Source organism: Shewanella denitrificans OS217, assembly GCF_000013765.1.
GTDB lineage: Bacteria > Pseudomonadota > Gammaproteobacteria > Enterobacterales > Shewanellaceae > Shewanella > Shewanella denitrificans.
Window position 1 is genome coordinate 4,416,437 of the sequence record NC_007954.1, and the last position, 23,302, is coordinate 4,439,738.

The window sequence follows — 23,302 nt, forward strand, 5'->3', positions numbered from 1 at the left end:
GGTATCAATGTATTGCTTAATAAATCTGACAAATCTGATTTCCAGTACAGATACAGCGCCCAGGATAACCTTGTGGGCCAACAGGCCCTTGTGCACCATTAGCTCCAGCTCTTTGTACTCGCAAGGAATGCAAGACAGCACTAGAATAATACTCGGTGGCTGGGAGCCCTCCCTCACCGATATCACCTCTTTGGCTTGAGTTTGCGCCTGGCGAACCTTGAGCGCCTCGATCACCTGGTGCGCCTGGATTGCCTATGGCACCATCAGGGCCTCGGCGGCCACTCGCACCAGTAGCACCCGTGATGCCTCGTGCACCTATGGGGCCTTGAGCACCGGCATCCCCTCGAGGGCCAGTATCACCTTGCTCCCCTCTAGGGCCTGTCACCCCTTTAGGACCACTTGGGCCGGTTGCGCCTATGTCACCCTGTGGGCCAGTCGCGCCCACGCGGCCTTGAGGGCCTTTCGCCCCAGTAGCACCGGCTAGGCCATTAACACCATCGCTGCCATTGGCACCATTGGCGCCTTTGACACCTTGATTGCCTATCGGGCCAATATCCCCACGGGGCCCTTGAGGACCGGCTTCACCAGTGGGCCCCATGGCGCCTTGATCTCCGGTTGCGCCTTGCAAGCCGCGAGGACCCGCTTCACCCATAATGCCTGCAGGCCCTTTAGGTCCCTGTGCCCCTTGCTCACCACGAGGGCCTAGGCCGATGGCCGTAGCACAATCACTGCCAAAAGTGGCCAAACAGCCAATTTGACCAATTGAATAAGCCGTAGGGGCAATTAACACTTCATCGATGGCACCGGGAAACGGTGCCGGCTCTCTGATAGAGCCGCCGATATAAAGTGGTGCAAAGGTATTGGTTTGCAAGGCTAAATTATCGGTAAGCGTGGTTGTGGTTTGCTCCAAACCGTTCACATAGACTTTGACGCCAGAGGCCTTGCCACTGCCACTGTAGGTCACTGCCACATGGGTCCAGCTTGTTAATGACGGTAGCCCTGAGGTGGATACCGTGATCCCCGCCAATGCCTGATCCATTAAGCTGAAGGTTAATCCTTGGGGGGAAACCGTGATGCTAAAGCCCTGGTTGCCGATGGCATCTAACTTGGACACTAACGGGTGTACCCCTTGAAGTTCTGAGGTACGAACCCAGGCGGACACGGTAATCGGCATGTCTTTCTTATGGGATGGCATGGTGCCCACTACCAAGACATCCTTCTCTAATGCCAGGCCATTACGGCCACTCATGGTATAAGTGCCTTCGGCTGAGTTTAGAAAGTAGCCATTATTATCATTACTTGAAGTATCTTTAAAGCCATTGCCTTGGCCTTCGAAGGAGTAATAGGCGCCAAATTCACTGGCGGTAACGCTTGCAGCCATCATGCACAATACTGAGGCTAAGATTCGTGATTTAAACTTCATTTTATGTCTCCATCCTGGATAGCTTTACTTGCCTGTATCGCCTTATATCGTTCAACCGGACTCAGGGCTTTTTCCGTAGAGAGTACTGTTCCCATGCTAAAATTACGTCCACCAGTGCTGTAATAAGTATTGTAGCCATCTGGGCCTCTTGGCCCCTGTGGACCAAATGCAGGGGCATTATCACCAGGAATAACATCCCCATGAGGGCCTTTTAGCCCTTTGGGGCCTTTGCCGCCAGGAGCGCCTGAGGGCCCAGAAGATCCAGTGTTCCCTTTCAAACCTGGTAAACCTGGGTTACCTTGAACACCATCAGCACCAGGAATGCCAGGTGCACCGGCATAGCCCTGTGGGCCAGCATCGCCAGTCGCTCCAGTGACGCCCTTGGCGCCAGTCGCCCCTTTTAAGCCTTGAGGTCCAGGATCGCCCTGTGGTCCCATCGGGCCAGTATCCCCCCGGACTCCTTTAGGGCCTTGCAGGCCATCTGGGCCTTGTAAGCCCATTAAGCCCGCGTTGCCATCTTTACCATCACGGCCATTACGGCCATCAACACCTGGATTACCCGCGATGCCTGTTAGGCCCTTCAAGCCCAGATCGCCTTTGCTGCCTTGCGAGCCTTGCGGGCCTTTGACGCCTGGGTCGCCAATTGGGCCTTTCGCTCCCTTAACACCTTGCGAGCCTGTTGCCCCCCGTAGACCCTGTGGCCCAGCGGGGCCTTCAAAGCCCCGTGGCCCTTGAGGGGCAATCACTGGAGGCTCGTCACTAATGGGATCGACACAGTTGTCTCTCAGTGCATACAGACACTCGATATCACTGCTATTAAAGGCGCGGCTGCCTAAATAGACTTCATCGATGGCACCGTTGAAGGTGGCGTAGCTAGTTTCGCTGTCAGCACCGATAACGACAGGGTCACTTGCCCCTATGTCTCCGGTTAAGTTGTCACTGATAACATCGACATCGAGCCGTTGATTATCAAGGTACAAACTAATGCCACCTGCCTGAATTGAGCCATTGTAGGTCACGACTAAATGATGCCAATCATTCATATCGGTCCAGACTTGCTGACTCTTTATCTTGATACTGCCGCCTTGACCATTACGAATATCCACCACTATGGCATTGGCACCATCGAGGCTGACCGACATACCGGCGCTGAATGGCGACTGCTGTTTAGAGAATAAGGTCTCGGCATAATCACGGGTTTCTCTCAAGGCCCAGAAGGACAAAGAGAAAGGCTCAGCCGCTTTTTGAATGCTCAAGGAGTCCACTTTAAGAATGTCATAATAAAGGGCCTGATTAAGCTTGCCGAATTCGAAACTGCCAGTGCCGCTTAACGGGAAGGCACCATGATGGGCACCATTAAAGTTGTCATTACCATGGCCGGCAAAGGACCAATGGGCATCCCAGTTTGATGCCACGGCCGATGCTGAACTTAAGCCCAAGAGGGCGACTGTGGTTAACGAGTGAAAAATCCTTTTCATTACTGAGTCCTTCCTTCAAATCGAAGTGGAGTGGGCGCCGCCATTATGTTGTCTATTTCAGCTGCATATCTGTTGTCGAGTTCTTTTTGGCTGTATAAATCCACAATAAAATCATGCACAGCTTTGTCGCTTGTATCTAACGCCGAAAAGAAAGCTTCTTCTTCTTCTTTAGTTTCAATCGCTAATACATGAAAATTAATATATATAATCCCAGCCTTATTAGCCCGCATGGCACGAGATAGAATATATTCAGTATCTATGACACCATCTAATTCAGGTTTCCCTGGAGCAGGTCCAATATTGGGTTCACCTTTTAAGGCAAGATTAATACCTGATGTAAATGCCGTGAAATCCTTAGATTGTGATAATGTCTTATTATCAAAAGAAAAAGCCCCCATGCGACATTCAGCTACTGAAAACTGTCTTCCTCTTGGGCCCTGAGGGCCAATGGCACCAGGAGTCCCCGCATAACCCTTAATGTCAGTACCTTTAGGCCCAGTGGCACCCTGTGGCCCGTCACTACCTGGCGTCCCCGGGTAACCAGTCAAACCTGGGTTTCCTTGAGGACCTTGTGGGCCATTATAGCCAGCGGGGCCTTGTACACCCGCACCACCGGTATAACCTGTGGGTCCTTGCGCACCTTGAGAGCCTTTGATGCCCGCAACGCCTTGGTTACCCATGGCACCTTGCGCACCACGATCTCCGCTAGCTCCTTTAGGCCCAACGTTTCCTTGCAATCCCTTTGAACCTTGTGGCCCTTGAATGCCGCTATCACCCACAGCACCTTGAGCACCAGGTGCACCATTGGTGCCATCGGAGCCATCAATACCATCTGAGCCATCTATTCCGGCTAAACCAGTAGGTCCCGTGAAACCTTGAGGCCCTTTAGGACCTTGTGGGCCTACTGGCCCTGGTAAACCCGCGTTACCCTTGAGGCCCACATCGCCCGCTAGGCCGCTCACTCCGGTTGCACCTCTATCACCCTGCTCCCCAAGCTCACCTATGGGGCCTCGAGGGCCCTCTTTGCCTGTGGTTGGCCTGTAAGCACAATCCGTTTTCAATTGATAAAGACACGTCACTTGCTCAGCATTAAAGTTCTGAGGCACTAAATACACTTCATCGATTTCTGCAGCGAGTGCTTGGGTATATGACGAGCTGCCACCTATGACTAAGGGATGGTAGGTCTCAACTTGGCCGGTCAAACTATTTGAAGACAGCTTTAATTCAGTCACTTGACCATCGATATATAGGGCCATATTCGATGCATTCGCATCACCCTTATAAGAAACGGCAACATGATGCCACATTTGATCGACATTCACTGGGGTTAAGGTGGCCACTGAAATTGAGCCGCCAAATTCATCGACGAGTGTGAATTCCAGATTCATATCAAAATCAAATGCGACGCTAAAGCCTTGGCCATTTTCGCTGTGTTTTCTGGATAAAATGGTGCCACCAGCGGCATCTTGAGTAGGCTTTATCCATAAAGAAACCGTTAACGGTGTATCTTTATTAAAGGGGGCTAATCCGCCAACAACCATCACATCCTGGGCTAACGCTAGCCCTGAACGGCCTGCTGTAATAAACTGACCATTACCCGATAATGGGAAGTAACCTTTATTACCATTGCTATTTTGCTCACCATTACCCGGATAACCGTTAGCTTGATTAAACGAATAGCTAGTTTTCATGCTATCAGCAAATAGAGGTGGGCTTATACCCACAACTATTAATCCCATAGCGAGTGCTATTTTATTTTTCATTAGAGAGTTTTTCCTTTAACCCTGATTTAAACACCAGCTCTTACATAAAAGCTGCTCATTCCTCAGAACGAAGAATTCTTGTAAATGTAATTAAATTTAAAGATGCTTTTAATGAAGGGTGACTTTTAAATATGCCCTGATTTGTTCAATCACGGCTTGCTCTAAGGTCTTACCTGTTTCATCTATTGGTGAGGAGATCAAATTTTTCCACACTTTTTCGGCTTGAGATAAGCGCTGAGCATTTTGTAAAAGTAAAATTTTTGCAAAATTGCCTGCATAGCTCATTTTGTCTAAACGCAGTGCAACGGCGACATTTTTTCGCGCCGCTGTTTCATCTTTTTCTAATATATCGACAATAGCAATACCACCATACATTTCAGCATAACTACGGTCGACTTCTACACCCCTATCAAAAACGTCTCTTGCCAAGGCAAACCTGTCTGTTAATAAATAGAGCCAGCCGAGTAAGTTAATCCCTGGTAATAAATCATTTTGCAGACTCAAAGCTTTAAGCAAATGCTGCTCGGCTTCCACATACCTTTGTTGGAAAACATCAATAATGGCTAGCCCCAAATGGGTGCGGCAACTCTCATCATTGACATTCAAGGCTTGAGAAAAGTGACGAGCTGCCTGATCATATTGATTTGAATTTAACGTTATGAACCCAATCGTTATATTGGCAGTCACATTGTTAGGATCTAACGCTAACGCTTTAGCCGCTGACGCTTGTGCATCTGCCCACTGCTCTATATCCATATATATCTGAGAAAGTAAACTATGGGCGGGGGCATACTTAGGGTCCCTATCAGCTAGCGCAGTTAATGTAGAAACTGCAAGTTCAAAGTTTTTAAGTTGATATTGAGTACGGGCTAATAGGTACAATGTTTCTGTTTCTGGTGATAGCTCACTTGCGTGAATAAGTCGCTCTAATGCCGTCTCTGGGTTACCTAATTGAATATTACAATATGCAGCTTGATATAAAATACTAGCAGAACGAACACCCGCACTCAGCAAAGAATTGAATGTAATTAATCCTTGTTCAAAGTTTTTCCGTTGACAGCTAATTAAACCCGATAAGTAAATTAATTGAGAGGATTCAGGATCTAGTTTTTGAGCCTTGTATAGATAATTTTCTGCTATATCAATAGAACCTGTATCTAATGAAAGATAAATTAAATCTAACATTAAATTCAAATTGTTTTTATCCTGCTCTAGAAAAAACTCTAGTTGCTCAATCTTCCTTGAAATATCCATACAGACCAAATAGTAAACACTTGTGATGAGAAAGTACTATATTAAAAAGCATTAATCAACAAAAAATAACATAAAACCAACATGCGTATCATACTGATTGCTTTCAATTTATGTTCAGCTCTTCTGACATCAAACATATGTAAGTCTACCTAGCCATGATGCTCTTAAAAAAACGTATGCCCATATTCACTATATTAAACACATTAATCAGGATCTTTAACGATAGAGTAAATATGATTGTTTAAGCAATTTTGAATTTCAGTATTTTTTAATGAATATAGTCAAGTGAACGAGTTGGTACTCGACGTGAGTGTTAGTTGACAACAGGCTTCTCAATATGGAGGGGGCGCCAATAACCTTAGGTTTGTTACCGTGAAAGCAACATAGTTATCGACGCAAAGTACTATTTGATATGCATTTACCACCTTAAGCTGAGATTACTTAGCTTTAGGCCTAAAGGGTTTTATCACGGCTTCATTACAGGCGAGAAACGGCCCTTCCATTAAGTCGATGCAATAAGGAATTGCAGGAAACACCGCATCTAAACATTCGCGGATAGACTTGGGCTTACCGGGAAGATTAACAATTAATGAATTACCGCGAAGGCCTGCAGTTTGGCGGGATAAAATTGCCGTCGGCACAAATTTAAGCGATTCGGCGCGCATTAACTCGCCAAAGCCTGGCATCATGCGATCGCACACAGCTTCGGTGGCTTCTGGGGTCACATCACGCTTGGCAGGACCTGTGCCACCTGTGGTCACTATCAGGCAGCAGTCTTGTTCATCGGCCATCTTAATTAAGGTGGCTTCTATGATGTCACGCTCATCGGGGATCACCTGATAAACCGGCTCCCACTCGCTAGTGAGGTAATCATTCAAGGTATCTATGATAGCTTGACCCGACAAATCTTCATAAATGCCGGCACTGGCCCTGTCACTGACTGTGACTATGCCGATTTTCGCTTTGCTCATAATAGTATATTGCTCCTGCATTTCGCTTGCTGCTGGCTAAAATACCATAGAAATCCAAGCTCATCGGGGCTAAAGCAGTAAAAAGCGATCTATCTAGCAGTTTTTACAGCCGAGCTGGCTCCCCCCGCCACTAAGCCCACATCTTCAAGACGCTTGGCAGTCCAGTACCTTGGCGCCCAATAGACATTATTCATACTAGAAATTTTCACCCCTTTCTTGGTCGAGGCGTGCAAAAAGTTGTTATTGCCCACATAGATCCCCACATGCTGAGTGCGGCGGCTGACCTTGAAAAACACCAGATCGCCAATTCTCAATTCGTGGCGTTTAATTTCTTTGCCCAACACCTTTTGTCCCATTACGGTACGAGGTAAATATTGGCCGACAATATCTTTATAGGCTAAATACACCATGCCAGAGCAATCGAGCCCTTTCTTGCTCAATCCGCCTAATCGATAGGGTGTGCCGCGCCATTCATTATGAAACTCGAGTAAACTCGCTTCATGCCAACTGGGCTTCATCACCACAGGGGCTGGGGCCACAGGCTTTTTCACTTGCATTATCTCTGGCACTTTGGTGGCGCAAGCACTCACCAATAATACTAAGCACGCGACCAATAACAGCTTCTTCAAGGGGAATACTCCAACATTCAAAACTCATTTTTAGAGCGTTAAACGCAAAAGAAAGATAAAAGGCAATAATTTGCCATTATTACAGGATTTTATCCAAAAAGAACAGCGGGTAAATGAGATAGTCTAGCAAGAATAGCTGCAATGGTGAGATTGCAGCTGCTTGATAGGCATTTATTATCCCGAACTGAGATTATTTCGGGGAATGGGCGGAGTTCAGCATGGTGTTGGCACTGAGCCCATCCAAGATGGCGCATTGGGCACTGTCATCATCACTGCAATGATCCGCTAGCTGCTGTAGTGCGGTTTGCATCTGCTGCAGCTCAGCTATCTTCTGAGTAATTTCATCTAAGTGTGCATTGGCGAGCTTTTTCACCTCGCGGCTTGTCCTGTCAGGCTTACGCCATAAGCTCAATAAGGACTGGATCTGCACCATAGCAAAGCCGAGCTTTCTCGCCTGACGAATAAGCCCTAGCAAGGCTAACTGCTGGCGATTGTACAGGCGATAACCGGCTTCGGTGCGACTGAGCCTTGGCAGTAAGCCATTGGCCTCATAATGGCGGATCATCTTGGCCGAAAGACCCGTTAATTGCGCCGCCTCACCTATGGTGACAAACTTTTCCATTATGACTCCTCAGGTTTCCAATGCTGTAACAATAGCGCGTTGCTGACCACCAGCAAACTGCTCATCGCCATCGCCGCGCCTGCTATTATCGGGTTCAAATAACCCAATGCCGCCAGGGGAATACCGACAATATTAAAAATAAAGGCCCAAAATAGGTTCTGTTTAATCTTGGTATAAGTCAATTTTGCCATGGTAAGCGCCGAAGCGACCAGATTGGGCTCCCCTCGCATTAAGGTCATGGCAGAAGCACTGACCGCCACCTCTGTGCCTGTCGCCATGGCGATACCTAAATCGGCCTGAGCTAAGGCGGGGGCATCATTGATGCCGTCACCCACCATGGCAACCCTGTAACCCTGGGACTGAAACGCTTGCACATGCTTTGCCTTATCATCGGGCAAGACTTGGGCATAGTAGAGATCTAGCCCGAGTTCATTGGCCACCAGCTCGGCACTGGCTTGAGTATCACCAGTGAGCATGGCAACCTTGATCCCCATTTGCTTTAATTGCTTAACCGCCCTTTTTGCATGGGGTTTTAATTCATCACGAAAACAAAATAACCCGAGTAACTCAGTCTCTCCTGCAACGGTTCTGGCCAACCAAGAAACCGAGGCCCCCTCAACCTCAATGCGATTGAGCGGTAAGCTTAGGCCCAATTGCTCCATCCACAGGCTACTGCCCATAAATAACTCACTCTCTTCGACTCGCCCTTGCACTCCCTTACCGGCAACCACGCTAAAATCGGCTATAGACAAGGGCTCAAGCTCCATGGCCTTGGCTTGTTCCACAATCGCTTTGCCCAATGGATGTTCGCTATGCTGCTGCAATGCAAAGGCCTGCTGCATTAATGCTGACTCGCTGCCAATAAAGGCGCTGAATTGAGATAACTTGGGCTTGCCTTCGGTCAATGTGCCTGTCTTATCGAATACCAACATATCTATGGCCTTAGCTTGCTCCAAAGCCGTCGCATCTTTCACTAAGATACCAAAGCGCGCGGCAGTGCCCGTGCCTGCCATTATCGCCGCAGGCGTTGCTAGCCCTAAGGCACAGGGACAGGCGATAACTAAAACCGCCACCGCATTTAATATGCCTAACTGCCAATCACCCACCACCAGCCCCCAGCTAAGCAAGGTGATAAGTGCGATGACTAACACCACTGGGACAAACACAGCACTAACCTTATCGACCAAGGCCTGCACCGGCGCCTTAGCCCCTTGAGCCTGCTCAACCATGCGGATGATCTTGGCTAAGGTTGACTCAGTGCCCACACTGGTGGCTTCTACTTCTATCACACCATCTAAGTTAACCGAACCACCTGTCACCTTATCCCCTTTGGTTTTGCTCACTGGGATGCTTTCGCCGCTTATAAGCGCCTCATCCAGATGGCTCGCCCCAGACACTATTACCCCATCGACGGGAACGCGCTCACCCGGGGTGATTTGCACTCGTTCTTGGGTGACGACAGTCGAGGCCAGCACTTGTTGCCATTTGTCATTGCGCCATACTCTTGCACTGCTGGGTTTTAAGTCTTCTAGGGCTCTTAGGGCATCCGTTGTTCTGCGCTTTGCCCTATGCTCAAGGTATTTACCCAGTAACACTAAGCTGAGTACCGCGCTGCTACTTTCAAAATACAAATGTGGCTCTCCATGATGCCCTGTATGGGTCCACCATAAGTAGACAGATAAGCCATAAGCCGCGCTGGTGCCGATAGCCACCAGTAAATCCATATTGCCGGTTTTTGCCTTGAGCGCGCCCCATGCTGCCCGATAAAAACGGCCGCCAAAGTAAAATTGAACCGGCGTCGCCAGCAGCCACTGCCACACAGCGGGCAACATCCACTCTTTATTGAATAGCATTCCGAACATAGGTAGCACTAAAGGCAAGGTCAGCAGGCTGGCGCCCAGCACAGGGAACCAATCTGTGTGATAGAAAGCCTGCTCGCTGGCGCTAGTCCCTTCTGCGCTGGCTTGCTCGCCCTGGAGCGCTTCGAGGCTATAACCTGCCTGAATTAAACTTGCCGATACTTCCACCTCAGTTAAGCTACCTACATAAGTCACACTCAGCCGCTCTGTGGCTAAGTTCACTTGCGCATGTTGAATTTGCGGCAAGCTTTTCATGGCATTTTCGACCCGTGATACACAGGATGCACAGCTCATACCGCCAACCCCATAACTGGCCGTCTTGGTCGGCACCTTATAGCCCGCACCTTCCACAGCTTCAACTAACTCAGCTAAGCTGGCCGTGCCTTCGATGGATGCCATCTCAGTGGCGAGATTAACATTCGCACTCATGACACCTTGCACCGCCTTAAGGGCCTTTTCTACTCGGCCGACACAGGAAGTACAACTCATTCCTGTGATCTGTATTTGCAATATTTGACTCATATTCGCCTCCAAAAATTCACTCTCTCAACCTTAAGGCTAAAGCTTGCCATCATGGTAAGGTCAAGGCGTTTTTCAACTCGACATCAATTAGCTTTCAAGCTCGTCGTCAGGCCTGGCATTTAAACAAAAAATCATTTGACCTTGCCATAGTGGTAAGCCCCAAGCTGTTGTCGTCGTTTATTAATAGGAGCAAAAAATATGTTAACCCTAAACGTTGAAGGCATGACCTGTAACCATTGTATTAGCAATACCAATCGTATTAATTATCTGGTCATGCAGCGGGAATTCAAATGATGTTAATCAAGACGGAGGCTTGAAGGCATAGTGGTGCTATGTCGAGAGTCTCTAACGCAGAGTAACATCATTTTGAAACCCGCCCTTCGGGAGCGTCTCAAGCATTGCACTTCTGTGTTGCATCAATTTGAAAGGGAATAACCCTTACTACATTAATGCGCCTTGAATTGAAAAGCTTGAGAGGCTCTGATTGTTCAGATAGTTAATGTGATTGGTATCATTACTAAGGCAATCAAAGAACTTAACAGCAGTGCCACTGTAGAGATAGACTTAAAGGCTCACACTGTCAAAGTGGGGGCTGACCTGAGTAAGGCGCAGAGTTGCGATGTAGATAAAAAGTTAGCCGCTGAGCTGGGAAGTACTGCAGACCCATTAGACGTCGAAGACATCATCATGGCATTAGAGTGGGCAGGTTATCCGGCCGTAGAGGTCGTGACTTGCTGCACCCCAGATGCCAGTTGTCATTAGCCCAACAGGGAGCGCACACTTAAGCGGATCTTAGCCTAAGTGTGCAAGACAGGCGTTTTTAATCGCCACTAACACTCTTGTTTATCTTTTATCGTTCTCAATGTGGAGGGATCTAAACGCGAACGGGTCTTAAAGTGATATTTTCAGTCGAAACAAGCTCTATCGTTAGAAGCTGTGACCAGAGAAAATTCTAGCGAACAGATTTTTTGGCTGTATGCTGCTATACCGCACTCTGACTCCATAATAAATATGAAATGCAGCGAGCAAAGTTTAATCATACCTCACTGCTGATAGCCCTATTACTTTAATGATTTGAATTCAAATGCAGTCTTAAAACCTTTAGTAATATGTTCGACCCATTTTTTGTAGTTCACCATTTCTCTACTGCCAAACCTTTCTTTTTTAAAGTGAATTCTAATCATTAGATTTACCGACATATAGGATGTATTGCTAAAGTTACTGCTAAAGTTACCATCCATAACATTCATCGTGTTTTCCGGTGGAAAGTGGCTTACGTTGTGATTTATATCAGTAGAAAACTGCAGTTCAACAAAAGGGTTATCTATAAATAAAATGTTTTCTTTTACTTTTATTTTAGTATCTGGAGGCAGGGTTAAACCTTCAGTAATTGAACGATTTTCGTTAAATTTAAATGAAGTCAGACCCAGTATTTTATCTAATTCATTTTTTGTTACAAAAGTGTTTTGGCCTGCGTATTCAACAGAAGTATTAAACGAATAACTTTCTGATCTTCTGAAAGTTTTCATATTTCTGACAATTTCCCAATCCGGGTTTTTAGATAGCATTTCACCAATAATACCTATGTATAAAAACTTAGATATATCTTTAATTGCTCCATCCAACTGTTCTCTGGACTCGATGCTAAATGAGAAAAAGTTTTCATCTTCCATGTTCTTGTTATTTAAGGCCCCTATTTTAAAATATTTATTTAGATTAACTTCTTTTGATATTTCTTTTCTATGAACGACAAAGAAAGATGATTTTTGATAACTCAATGAATGAATATCAGCAACCATATTGTGAAGAGACAGTTCTATTGGGATGATTTCTTCCTTAATTTCATCGTTCAATGAAAGGGCAGTGTTCAAGGCAAACATTAAAAATGCAGCACACAGAGCCGTAAATGAGAACACAATATCTTTCGCGTTTAAATTATTTACAACAATAGTAAAACCCAATAGCACTAATGCTAGCAATGTGAATGTTAAAACAAAAATAAACGATGTACTCATAAATGCTCCCTTATTTTATATTGCACTTCCAATATGCAGAATAAAGTTAGTTTGTTAATATTAGTAAAATTTATTAGCCAAAATACTGTTCGCAAAATTCCAAATTTGTGCGCTACAATTTCGTCTTGTTAGCTACACCGCTTGGCCGGCGGCGACCCCTGAGGCCCAGGCCCATTGGAAGTTGAATCCCCCGAGCCAGCCGCTGACATCCATGACTTCGCCGATAAAAAATAACCCGGACACCTTGCAGGCCTCCATGGTTTTCGACGATAGCTCGTTAGTATCCACGCCCCCAAGGGTGACTTCGGCGGTGCGATAACCTTCGGTGCCATTCATCAACACAGTCCACCGGTGTAAATTGGCCACCACGGCGGCGCGCTCGGCGTGGAGCAGTTGATTTAATGCCTTGTTTAACAACACTTCATCGAATAGCACTTCCACCAGCCGCTTAGGCAACCAATGGCTTAAGGTGTTTCTCAGACTCTGCTTGGGATGGGCCAGTTGCTGTCCCTCTATGGCTGCTGCGGCATCCATATTGGGCAACAAATCGATTTCTATAGTTTCGCCGGCTTTCCAATAATTGGAGATTTGTAAGATAGCAGGACCAGATAATCCCCTATGGGTAAAGAGTAACGCCTCACTAAATTGGGTGCCATCTTTTGCACTGATGCGACTCGGTACCGCTATGCCAGATAGTGGCTCGAAACGGATTTTGTCATCACTGTGCCAAGTAAAGGGCACAAGGCCTGCGTGTGTTGGCAGTACCTTTAAACCAAACTGCTCGGCAACATGATAGCCAAAAGGCGTGGCGCCAAGTTTGGGCATTGAAAGCCCGCCGGTGGCGATGACTAATGAATCACAGCTCAAATCACCAGCTGAGGTTGTCAGCATAAATTGACCCGCTTCAGTCTTAGTCTCAGCTTTGGTAATGCCGAGGATCTCAGTGCGCAGCTTGATATTCACCCCGGCCCAATCACATTCAGTGGTGAGCATGGTCACTATCTCTTTGGCTGAATCATTGCAGAACAGCTGACCATGATCCCGCTCGTGATATTCAATACCATGACGTTCAACCATTTCGATAAACTGCTGCGACGGGTAACGGGCTAATGCCGACTTGACGAAGTGCGCATTGCCGCAGATGAAATTCGAAGGCTCCACCTTAAGGTTAGTGAAGTTACTTCGACCACCACCACTGATCAAGATTTTACGCCCAAGCTGCTTGGCATTATCCAGCAGGAGAACATCACGGCCTCGGTAACCAGCTGTCAGAGCACACATTAACCCTGCGGCGCCAGCACCAATAATAATTACGTCATGATGTTTCACTGTGTCTCTCCAAGGGTAACTGAGTTTATATAAATCGTTAGCACTTACGTTTAAGGGCGCTATTGTAGCATTCGGCGGATGATTGGCCAGTAGCGCAAGCGGATTACAGCCTATGCTACTGTGGGCCCAGTCCATACCGCGCTTCCACGGCATTATCTATTCACTTTTACTTTGAGAGTTTGAGCTCGGAGTAGATACAGCAATATCATTGGGCATATCGCGCAAGGTCACTTGTATACACAACCTAAGCCTTTATAAAATAAATATAAATTTAGCTAACAAACAAATAGTGCAATTATCATGCTGTTAAAAACAAAAAAGGATGCCCTAGGCATCCTCTTTTTTTACTACGGGTATCCCGATTAGGGCTCCCTAGGTACTCACGACTTCTTGCTTGTCTCAGACTTTTTATCGCGGCTCAGTAGTTCTTTGGCAGCATCCACTGGTGCCTTGCCTTGATACAAGACTTGATAAATTTGCTCTGTGATTGGCATTTCTACCCCAAGGCGCTTAGCCAAGGTATAGACTTCCTTGGTATTGCGATAACCTTCTACCACTTGACCAATTTCCTCCTGCGCCGTTATCACATCACAACCTTTACCTAATGCCATACCGAAACGGCGGTTGCGTGACTGGTTATCGGTACAGGTCAGTACTAAGTCGCCCAAGCCCGCCATACCAATAAAGGTTTCAGCATTGGCACCCAATGCGACACCCAAGCGGGTCAGTTCGACTAAACCACGGGTGATTAACGCGGTACGCGCATTGGCACCAAAACCTATGCCATCTGACATGCCAGCGCCTATGGCGATAACATTTTTTACCGCGCCGCCCAGTTGTATGCCAGTAAAGTCATCGTTGGCGTAAACCCGCAGACGTTTAGGGCTATGAAGTAGCTCAACTAACTCATGAGTAAAGCTTGGACAAGTCCCAGCAACAGAAATTGCCGTAGGCATACCTGCGGCTAATTCTTTAGCAAAGGTTGGGCCTGATAATACCGCTAACGGGTAACCATCGCCGAGCTGCTCGCGAGCCACATCTTGCAGTAAGCGCCCCGTTTCAGGCTCTAGCCCTTTAGTGGCCCAAACAATGCGACTATCTTTACGCAAAAGAGGCTTAGCCTGTTTAAGCACATCGCCGAACACATGGCTTGGCACAACCACTAAGATATTTTTACTTGCCGCCAAGGCTTTGCCCAAATCGGCTTCGATGGCCAAACAATCGGGAAAACGGATCCCAGCAAGAAAACGCTCATTACTGCGACTGTCCGCTAACACTTGCATACTGTTAGGATCATGACCCCAAAGCAAGGTTTTGTGGCCGTTGCTGGCTAAAGAAATAGCAAGGGCGGTGCCATAAGACCCCGCCCCCAATACCGTAATTTCGGCAGTATTATTCATAGAATTAAGCGTTTGCTTCTTCAACTGCTGGCGCTTCTGCGGCTGCAGCTTGACGTTGCTGAACATATTGAGCGAATAGAGCATCAAAGTTCACTGGCGCTAGGTTTAACTGTGGGAATGTGCCACGGCCAACTAGGCTGCCAACGAGTTCACGAGCGTAAGGGAACAACACGTTAGGGCAGTATGCACCTAATGAGTGAGCCAGTTGCTGCTCAGTTAGTCCCTGGATAGAGAAGATACCCGCTTGCTGAACTTCACATAAAAATGCTGTTTCTTCGCCGTTTTTAGCGGTAACAGTCAGTGATAACACCACTTCATAAACGTCATCAGACAATTTGTTGCTGCGAGTGTCTAGATCCAGTTTAACTTCTGGGTTCCACTCTTTTTGAAATACCGCTGGGCTGTTTGGGGTTTCGAAAGACAAATCCTTTGTATAAATACGTTGAATGTTGAATTGTGGAGCTTGTTCTTGTTGTTCGTTGTTTGCAACTTCAGCCATAATTTTTACCTTCAATGTTAAATTAGCCTTCTGCGAGGCTTATCCTATGCTTGGGTGGCAATCATTTACCTAGTCCAAGCTTTAAATCACCGATTGACGCTTGGCCCCAATAGCCCGCGACAACCGATACTGAGTATTATTTTTTACTTTTAACCAGTGGCAAGTTGGCGGTTTGCCAGTCATCAATGCCACCTTTCAGGTTGTGGATATTCTCAAAACCTTGTTTAACAAGTAGTTGCGCAGCTTGTGATGACGTCATACCTGCCTTACATACTAATATAATGGGGCTGGCTTTATATTTTTCAAGGGCGGTGAGCTGATTATTTTTGATTTCAGCCAAGGTGACATTCAATGCATCGATAATGTGACCCTTGCGGAAATCTTCTTTACCACGAACATCGACAACTTTAGCATTCTGCTTGTTCACCAGTTGTGTCAACTCTTGATGACTGATGTTGTTAACCTTAGAGGTACTGGCCTTAATCACTGTGACAACCAGGGCGCTAAATAAACCTACCCAAGCCAAGCTTAGTATTGGATTAGCTTGAAAAAATTCGATATATGCTTGCATTTGTACTGCCTATGGTCAATTTGGCTAAAATTAATAGGCCCAGAGTATACCCATTGCCAAACGAGATTGCAGCACTATATCAAACAAGCTATCGATAGATGTCGGTTTGGCTCACACTCGCAAGATATTTGCCATAAGATGGCCGAAGCAGATTTGTGTGGCTATTTAATGGTGAATTCAAGGGGTAGCTCAAAGCTTGATGGTAAATGCCTTTTTCAGCCCAGTGATAAGTAGTAATATTCATACAATTCTTGCTTTATATTTCTCTTAAAACTTAAAAGGTACTCCCATGACGACTGCTAAACGTCCACTGGCACTGCTTATCCTTGATGGTTGGGGCTACCGTGAAAACCCGCATAACAATGCGATTTTTCATGCACGCACCCCAGTGTTAGATAAGTTAAACGCCCAATTTCCCAATAGCTTAATTTCAGGTTCTGGCCTAGATGTGGGTTTACCCGATGGTCAAATGGGTAACTCTGAAGTCGGTCATATCAATATCGGCTCTGGCCGAGTGGTCTATCAGGAATTAACCCGAGTGAGCAAGGCCATAGAAGAGGGGGAATTTGAAGAAAATACCGTTCTTTGCAAAACCATCGATGATGCAATAAAGGCCAATGGCGCCGTGCATATCATGGGGCTATTGTCACCCGGTGGCGTCCACAGCCATGAAGAACACATAGAAGCCATGTGCCGCATGGCGGTTAAACGCGGAGCCAAGCAAGTGTATCTGCACGCCTTCTTAGATGGCCGCGATACCCCGCCCCGCAGCGCAAAAGGCAGCTTAGCCCATTTTGGTGATCTGTTTACTACATTAGGCCAAGGTCGTATCGCCTCTGTGATCGGCCGATACTACGCCATGGACAGGGATAATCGCTGGGATCGTGTCTCACAAGCTTATGAGTTGATTACACAAGGTAAAGGTAAGTTTAGCTATTCAAATGCCGTCGACGCATTAGAAGCCGCCTATAGCCGTGATGAAAACGATGAATTCGTTGCCGCCTCTAGCATTACCGATGCCCAAGGCCAAACAGCCAGTTTAAATGATGGCGATAGCTTGATATTCATGAACTTTCGCGCCGACCGTGCCCGTCAAATCACCCGTAGCGTTATCAATGCGGATTTCGATGGTTTCGAACGAGCAGTAACCCCTAAGATAAACTTCGTTACGCTTACCGAATATGCTGCCGATATCAGTGCACCTAAGGCTTTCTCATCCTCTGACTTGGTCAATACCTTAGGTGAAACCTTACAAAACTTAGGTAAAACTCAGTTACGTATTTCAGAAACCGAGAAATATGCCCACGTCACTTTTTTCTTCAATGGCGGTAAAGAAGACCCATTCAAGGGTGAGGACCGCATCATGATTCCATCGCCTAAAGTGGCGACCTACGATTTACAGCCTGAGATGAACTCAACCGAGCTTACCGACAAATTAGTCGAGGCCATTGAATCCGCTAAATATGATGTAGTTATTTGTAACTATCCTAATGGTGACATGGTCGGTCATACGGGCAATTTCGACGCTGCAGTGAAAGCCTGTGAAGCCGTCGACGCCTGCATAGGCCGCGTTGTAGCTGCCTTAGCGAAAGTGAATGGTGAGTGTTTAATTACAGCCGATCACGGTAATGCCGAACAAATGACAGATGAGTCTACAGGTCAGGCCCATACGGCTCACACCAGTGAATTAGTGCCGTTTATTTATGTTGGCCGAGATGCCAGCATAAAAGATGGCGGTCGTTTGAGTGATATCGCGCCAACTATGTTATCTTTGATGGGCCAGCCAGTGCCTGCGGAAATGACCGGGCGTTGTATTATTGATCTGAAAGAGTAATCCTTAACTCGTGAACATTCGACTATTAAAAGCCAGCATTCTTGCTGGCTTTATATTGCTTCCTTTGCCCGCACTCTGCGCCGACATAGATAAACGTCAAGCCGAGCTCAAGGCAATACAAGCACAAATCAATAAACAGAAAAATACCCTGCAGGACACCAGTCGTCAGCGGGAGAAGCTACAAGCTTTATTGAAGCGGGATGAAAAAGCCATTGCTCACTCGGCGCAAAAGGTCAATCAGTCCAAACAATCCCTTAATGAGATAAACAAGAAGCTGTCCCTGCTCTCGCAAGAACAAGCTGCGCTAGAAAAGGATAAACTTGGGCAGCAAGCCACTTTATCTCGGCAGCTTTCCAGTGCATATCTTGCTGGTAATCACGATTACACTAAGATGATGCTCAATCAACAAAACCCAGCGACTATTGAGCGCATGCTGGCCTATTATCAGTACCTCAATAAAGCCAGAATGAACGCCATCACTGAGTTAAAACACACGCTCATTCAGCTTGAACAAGTGAAAACCTCACAGATCAATACTCAGCAAAAACTCAACGCCTTAGTGATTACTCAGCAGCAGCAAGCAAAAAATCTGACTAAAGAACAAAACCAACGCCAGCAAACCTTAACCCAGCTACAGCGCACTTTAAATACTAAAGGCGCAGAGCTTGAGCAATTACAAATTGAAGAAGCCAGTATTAGGCGAGTAATACAGCAGGCAATACTCGCCAGCAAAGCCAGCAAGGCGACACCGGCCATGAACGGGTTAAATGTCAGTAAGGCAAAATTTGCCTGGCCGACAAAAGGCAACTTAAGCGCTAAATTTGGCACTAGTCGCTCTGGGCAGATTAACTGGAAAGGCGTGATCTTATCCGCAGCGGAAGGCCAAGCCATTAATGCCATTGATGCCGGCAGAGTAATTTATGCCGATTGGCTAAGAGGTTTTGGTATGGTGATGGTGGTCGATCACGGCAAAGGCTTTATGAGTCTTTATGGCCATGCACAAACGCTACTAAAAAAACCCGGGGATAAAATAAATCGCGGCGAAACCATCGCCCTTGTGGGTCGTTCAGGTGGACGCACCGAACCTGGCCTATACTTTGAAATAAGAAACAAAGGTCAAGCGGTCAATCCAGCCAATTACTGTCGCTGATAATCGCTAATCCTTACCTTTTAGGTATTTGGGGGCGTTATGGGGCAGTATTTCCGTTATCTATTGTGCTTTACTTTGGGGGCATTATTTGCCCTTTCAGTCAGCCTTTCAAGTTCAGAGCATGCCCATAACAATACTAAGGATTACGACTATCCTCTTTTGATGGATGTCATTGAAACCATAGAAACCTATTATGTGAACCCCCTGCCTAGGCAAGAGTTAGTCGAAGCTGCCATCGCGGGGATCTTTACTCACCTAGATCCCTATTCAGGCTTTCTTAGCCGCAGCGACTACCAAAGCCTTACCGACGTAAACAAGGGCAGCTATTTTGGCTTTGGTTTTGAGGTGGCAACCGACGACAATAAAATCGTTATCATTAGTCCTTTTGCTGGCTCACCCGCCGCCAACGTCGGTATTCTAGCTGGCGATACCATAATAAAAATCAACGGCGCTGACATAGATGCCAATAACCTTAACCAGGTCCTTAAAGACATCAAGCGTCATAGCCAAACCAATCAAAGTATCAAGCTAACCCTATTACGCACCAACCAAACGCAGCCCATTGATGTTAGCCTGATGCCTAGCTTAGTGCAGATAGAAGCCATCAATGCCCGCCTCATCAATGACAACATTGGCTACATCCACTTGACTAGCTTCCAAGAAGACACCACCACAGCCATCAGACAACAAGCCATAGCTTGGCAAGACCAAAAACTTGCAGGTATTATTTTAGATGTAAGAAACAACCCCGGCGGCTTATTGGATCAAGCCATTAATATTGCCGACTTATTCTTAGAGAAAGGGCTGATTGTTTCGACTCGTGGCCGCTTCTTCGATGCCAATGAAGAGTATTACGCCTCATCAGAATCCATCTTTAGTCATGTCCCCATGGTGGTGCTGATCAACAAAGGTTCTGCGTCGGCCTCTGAAGTGTTAGCGGCAGCGCTGCAGGAAAATAATCGCGCCACATTAATGGGTGAAAAAAGTTTTGGTAAAGGCACGATCCAGAGTCTTATTCCTATGCTCAATCAAGGCAATGCGATGAAGCTGACCATTGCCAAATACAGCACCCCTAAGGGTAATGACATTCACACTAAGGGAATAGAGCCTGACATAAAAATTGAAATTGCCGCTGTCACTGCAAGCGATAGTATGCCTATAATCGAAAAAATCGCGACGCAGCCTGAAGTCACATTAGACAATGAACTGAATACTGCTGTTGCGTGGATAACAACAAATAACTAAAAGCAGACTCAGTGCGATATCTTCTTGTAATCTTAGGGTTAATGTTTATTCAGCCCGTATTTGGGGCAAAACTTGCGATCATCATTGACGATATAGGCTATCGTCAAACCGATGAAGCCGTATTGTCTCTACCAAATACCATCACTCTCTCTGTATTGCCTCATACCCCATTAGGACAAAAGTTAGCTCAAGATGGCCATAAAAAAGGTCATGAAATCATGCTGCATTTACCCATGCAAGCGCTCAATGGCAAAGAGTTAGGCCCAGGTGGCCTCACCAATGTCATGACAGAAGGGCAAATTAAACAGCAGCTCCATTCTGCCGTTAGCAGCATACCTTTTGCTAAAGGGGCGAATAATCATATGGGCAGTTTACTGACTCAGATGCAGGATCCAATGCGCTGGGTAATGGAAAGTCTGAAACAAAACAACTTATACTTTGTCGATAGCATGACAACCCGCTTCACCAAGGCCACTGCCAGCGCACAGTCATTGGGGGTGCCCACTTTAAAGCGGCAGATATTTCTTGATAATGATATCAGTGAGGCCGCGCTGCAACGTCAGTTTAATTTGATCATGGTTAAGGCGAAACAAGAGCAACAAGTCATAGCCATTGCCCACCCACATCCAGAAACCATACGCTTTCTTAAAGCCAATTTAGCTCGACTTGAGCAAGCGGGAATAGAATTAGTGCACACCTCACACTTGTTGCCTGAAATCGATGCAAACCAATTAATGGCAAGTGGAAGTAACGCTAATTCAAGCTTAATATTGAAATAGTAGGATCGGCCAAGCTTTCTAGTAACTTGTCGCTATTATCAATCACATCAGATAAATAATAACTATCCAGCACGGCTAAATAGGCACTCAGCGCTTTAGCTAACATAGATTTCAAATTGCATACCGGCGTAAATCGGCAATAAGGCTCAGCACAGTTGACTTGCACTAGTGAGTTTTCCAACTGCCGCACTAGAGTACCCAAATTGATGTCACTGGCAGACGTTACCAGTTTAAATCCACCATGCTTGCCTCGTATGGTCTTCAAATAACCTAACTTGCCTAAATGATTGACGATTTTAGCCACATGGTTAGCTGACAAATCGAAAACATCAGTAATTTCTCCGATACGAAATAACTCTGTACGCTCAGGTTGAATGGCAAGATACATCAAGATCCGTATGCCATAATCAGTATAACGTGTTAACTGCATAGTAATTCCAGAGTGCAAATAAACATGAGTTTAGCTTGTAGAAGATTCAAGGTCTGTGATCAACCAAATAGCCTGTTCATTTGTGCTGCCACAGACATCGATATTTGCAGTAAATTCGCCACAAACCGCTGGCCTTTCTGGTTTTCCAAAAATCATACATAAATTGTCAGTATTTAATTGAATGCAACGCTCCCCCGCTGGCTTACCGTCTGGCATACCTGGAATAGGGCTCGTAATAGAAGGCGCAATACAGCAGGCCCCACAGCCCAAACGACACTCCATAACAATCCCCCACCCTTCAATACTTGCAAATTACACGACTCAAAACAGAAGTGCATTATAAAGCAAATACCATAGAGTAGGATCCAATTCCGTGATAAAGCCAATGAGCTTATTCACGACTCATATGTGACCATTTGGCCGAACGAATTGCTAATTTAAAATTCAAACAAGCCCCGCCTTATGACCAGGCCTCGATGTAAGATGGTGGGCGATTATTGCACAGCAATACGTTTATGAGCGCGAGACATGGCCGCTCCATAGCATCTGACCCATAGGGATATGGGAAATGTCATTAAGATGTAGGGAACATCATTGACACTGCTATCACGGCATTCGTGATTCCATTCACATCAGATGTCGAGCTGGGCTGTTAAGCATGGATGCTGTTGACGCTGCTGATAACAAGCGTAAATCCGCGTGACAGGCCGCTATCTCTAATAAAAAGCCCTAACCAACTGAACTACCGCCCGCTTTTGGTATTTTCTGTCAGTTTTTGATGTTCATTCGTAAATTTCAGATACGAAAAAGGCCTTTGCATTTCTGCAAAGGCCTTCATCTAAAGTTGGCGGAGCGGACACTCTTTACACAAGAAGGAACCCGCGCCCCCCGGCGTGACAGGCCGCTGTCTCTAATAAAAAGCCTTAACCAACTGAACTACCGCTCGCTCTTGGTATTTTCTGTCTGTGTTTGATCTTCATTCGTAAATTTCAGATACAAAAAAGCCTCGTCTTTATGACGAGACCTCGATGTAAGTGGCGGAGCGGACGGGACTCGAACCCGCGACCCCCGGCGTGACAGGCCGCCTTCTGTTTATAAAGAGTCTAACCAACTGAACTACCGCTTTGCCTTTTTCAATTAAAACGAAAAAGGCCTTTGCATTTCTGCAAAGGCCTTCATCTAAAGTTGGCGGAGCGGACGGGACTCGAACCCGCGACCCCCGGCGTGACAGGCCGGTATTCTAACCAACTGAACTACCGCTCCTTTAGCAAGTTGCTTACGCAGTATGCTAAATTCTTTTTAAGTCGCTGATATGTCATTATCAGGAGACTTTCTCTGACGAGAAATTAGGCGCCTGGAAATGACCTACTCTCACATGGGGAGACCCCACACTACCATCGGCGATACTGTGTTTCACTTCTGAGTTCGGAATGGGATCAGGTGGTTCCACAGCTCTATGGTTTCCAGACAAATTTTGTTTAAACAAGGTACTAGGGCGCGCGTTGCGCTGCGAGGACCTAGAACCTAGG

The 23,302-nt window shown here is 46.4% G+C and carries 20 protein-coding genes, 1 tRNA gene and 1 rRNA gene; 5 read left to right on the plus strand and 17 right to left on the minus strand.

The features are described from left to right. Window positions 1-16 precede the first annotated feature (16 nt). From SDEN_RS19150 to SDEN_RS19185, 8 genes are all read right to left on the minus strand, one after another. Complete coding sequence (locus tag SDEN_RS19150; RefSeq protein ID WP_011498095.1) at window positions 17-1,423, minus strand: LamG-like jellyroll fold domain-containing protein; 1,407 nt, start codon at window positions 1,421-1,423, stop codon at window positions 17-19. Beyond that, the gene (locus SDEN_RS19980) at window positions 1,420-2,901 is read right to left on the minus strand and encodes a LamG-like jellyroll fold domain-containing protein (RefSeq protein WP_011498096.1); all 1,482 of its coding nucleotides are present in this window, start codon (window positions 2,899-2,901) and stop codon (window positions 1,420-1,422) included. Before SDEN_RS19980 ends, SDEN_RS19150 begins: the two co-directional genes overlap by 4 nt. Further along, window positions 2,901-4,664, minus strand: coding sequence for a LamG-like jellyroll fold domain-containing protein (locus SDEN_RS19985; protein ID WP_011498097.1), 1,764 nt, complete (start codon window positions 4,662-4,664; stop codon window positions 2,901-2,903). The genes SDEN_RS19980 and SDEN_RS19985 overlap by 1 nt, the downstream gene beginning before the upstream one ends. A 108-nt stretch (window positions 4,665-4,772) precedes the next feature. After that, window positions 4,773-5,918 (minus strand): tetratricopeptide repeat protein, encoded by a 1,146-nt coding sequence (locus SDEN_RS19165; protein ID WP_011498098.1) that lies wholly within the window; start codon window positions 5,916-5,918, stop codon window positions 4,773-4,775. Window positions 5,919-6,355: 437 nt separating this feature from the next. After that, window positions 6,356-6,889 (minus strand): molybdopterin adenylyltransferase, encoded by a 534-nt coding sequence (gene mog, locus SDEN_RS19170; RefSeq protein WP_011498099.1) that lies wholly within the window; start codon window positions 6,887-6,889, stop codon window positions 6,356-6,358. An 89-nt stretch (window positions 6,890-6,978) separates the two neighbouring features. After that, a complete protein-coding gene (locus SDEN_RS19175; protein WP_011498100.1) occupies window positions 6,979-7,518 on the minus strand; it encodes an NlpC/P60 family protein in 540 nt (179 codons plus the stop codon). A 190-nt stretch (window positions 7,519-7,708) separates the two neighbouring features. After that, window positions 7,709-8,140 carry a Cu(I)-responsive transcriptional regulator gene (locus tag SDEN_RS19180; RefSeq protein ID WP_011498101.1) on the minus strand — a complete coding sequence of 144 codons (432 nt, stop codon included), beginning with the start codon at window positions 8,138-8,140 and terminating at the stop codon, window positions 7,709-7,711. Continuing rightward, window positions 8,140-10,521: a heavy metal translocating P-type ATPase gene (locus SDEN_RS19185; protein WP_011498102.1), complete on the minus strand. Its 2,382-nt coding sequence runs from the start codon at window positions 10,519-10,521 to the stop codon at window positions 8,140-8,142. Before SDEN_RS19185 ends, SDEN_RS19180 begins: the two co-directional genes overlap by 1 nt. 501 nt (window positions 10,522-11,022) lie before the next feature. Here SDEN_RS19185 and SDEN_RS19190 point away from each other — a divergent pair. Next, on the plus strand, window positions 11,023-11,283 hold the full coding sequence (locus tag SDEN_RS19190) for a hypothetical protein (RefSeq protein WP_011498103.1): 261 nt from the start codon (window positions 11,023-11,025) through the stop codon (window positions 11,281-11,283). Between the two features lie 299 nt (window positions 11,284-11,582). Here the strand turns inward: SDEN_RS19190 and SDEN_RS19195 are convergent, their stop codons facing one another. The 5 genes from SDEN_RS19195 to SDEN_RS19215 all read right to left on the minus strand — a co-directional run bounded on the left by SDEN_RS19195 (window position 11,583) and on the right by SDEN_RS19215 (window position 16,335). After that, entirely contained in the window at window positions 11,583-12,536 is a 954-nt protein-coding gene (locus SDEN_RS19195; RefSeq protein ID WP_011498104.1) for a hypothetical protein, read from the minus strand. A 132-nt stretch (window positions 12,537-12,668) separates the two neighbouring features. After that, entirely contained in the window at window positions 12,669-13,865 is a 1,197-nt protein-coding gene (locus tag SDEN_RS19200; RefSeq protein WP_011498105.1) for an NAD(P)/FAD-dependent oxidoreductase, read from the minus strand. A 380-nt stretch (window positions 13,866-14,245) separates the two neighbouring features. Further along, window positions 14,246-15,265 carry an NAD(P)H-dependent glycerol-3-phosphate dehydrogenase gene (gene gpsA / locus SDEN_RS19205; protein ID WP_011498106.1) on the minus strand — a complete coding sequence of 340 codons (1,020 nt, stop codon included), beginning with the start codon at window positions 15,263-15,265 and terminating at the stop codon, window positions 14,246-14,248. 4 nt (window positions 15,266-15,269) lie between these two features. After that, window positions 15,270-15,764: a protein-export chaperone SecB gene (secB, locus tag SDEN_RS19210; RefSeq protein ID WP_011498107.1), complete on the minus strand. Its 495-nt coding sequence runs from the start codon at window positions 15,762-15,764 to the stop codon at window positions 15,270-15,272. A gap of 136 nt (window positions 15,765-15,900) precedes the next feature. Further along, window positions 15,901-16,335, minus strand: a complete 435-nt coding sequence (locus tag SDEN_RS19215) for a rhodanese-like domain-containing protein (protein ID WP_011498108.1) — start codon at window positions 16,333-16,335, stop codon at window positions 15,901-15,903. A gap of 289 nt (window positions 16,336-16,624) precedes the next feature. On the opposite strand from SDEN_RS19215, the gene gpmM reads away from it, so the two are divergent. Genes gpmM through SDEN_RS19235 form a run of 4 tightly spaced genes read left to right on the plus strand, consistent with a single transcriptional unit; the run spans window position 16,625 to window position 21,343 of the window. Further along, window positions 16,625-18,169 carry a 2,3-bisphosphoglycerate-independent phosphoglycerate mutase gene (gene gpmM, locus SDEN_RS19220; RefSeq protein WP_011498109.1) on the plus strand — a complete coding sequence of 515 codons (1,545 nt, stop codon included), beginning with the start codon at window positions 16,625-16,627 and terminating at the stop codon, window positions 18,167-18,169. A gap of 10 nt (window positions 18,170-18,179) precedes the next feature. Then, complete coding sequence (locus tag SDEN_RS19225) at window positions 18,180-19,319, plus strand: murein hydrolase activator EnvC family protein (RefSeq protein WP_011498110.1); 1,140 nt, start codon at window positions 18,180-18,182, stop codon at window positions 19,317-19,319. A 39-nt stretch (window positions 19,320-19,358) separates the two neighbouring features. Continuing rightward, window positions 19,359-20,564 carry a S41 family peptidase gene (locus SDEN_RS19230; protein WP_011498111.1) on the plus strand — a complete coding sequence of 402 codons (1,206 nt, stop codon included), beginning with the start codon at window positions 19,359-19,361 and terminating at the stop codon, window positions 20,562-20,564. 41 nt (window positions 20,565-20,605) lie between these two features. Continuing rightward, the gene (locus SDEN_RS19235; protein ID WP_011498112.1) at window positions 20,606-21,343 is read left to right on the plus strand and encodes a divergent polysaccharide deacetylase family protein; all 738 of its coding nucleotides are present in this window, start codon (window positions 20,606-20,608) and stop codon (window positions 21,341-21,343) included. Here SDEN_RS19235 and SDEN_RS19240 read toward each other — a convergent pair. From SDEN_RS19240 to rrf, 4 genes are all read right to left on the minus strand, one after another. Beyond that, on the minus strand, window positions 21,318-21,773 hold the full coding sequence (locus SDEN_RS19240) for an Rrf2 family transcriptional regulator (protein ID WP_011498113.1): 456 nt from the start codon (window positions 21,771-21,773) through the stop codon (window positions 21,318-21,320). The two genes, SDEN_RS19235 and SDEN_RS19240, sit on opposite strands and share 26 nt — an antisense overlap. A 30-nt stretch (window positions 21,774-21,803) precedes the next feature. Continuing rightward, complete coding sequence (locus SDEN_RS19245) at window positions 21,804-22,055, minus strand: YkgJ family cysteine cluster protein (RefSeq protein ID WP_011498114.1); 252 nt, start codon at window positions 22,053-22,055, stop codon at window positions 21,804-21,806. Between the two features lie 904 nt (window positions 22,056-22,959). Next, window positions 22,960-23,036, minus strand: a tRNA-Asp gene (locus SDEN_RS19255). A gap of 89 nt (window positions 23,037-23,125) precedes the next feature. Then, window positions 23,126-23,241 (minus strand): 5S ribosomal RNA (gene rrf, locus SDEN_RS19260). Between the last annotated feature and the right edge of the window lie 61 nt (window positions 23,242-23,302).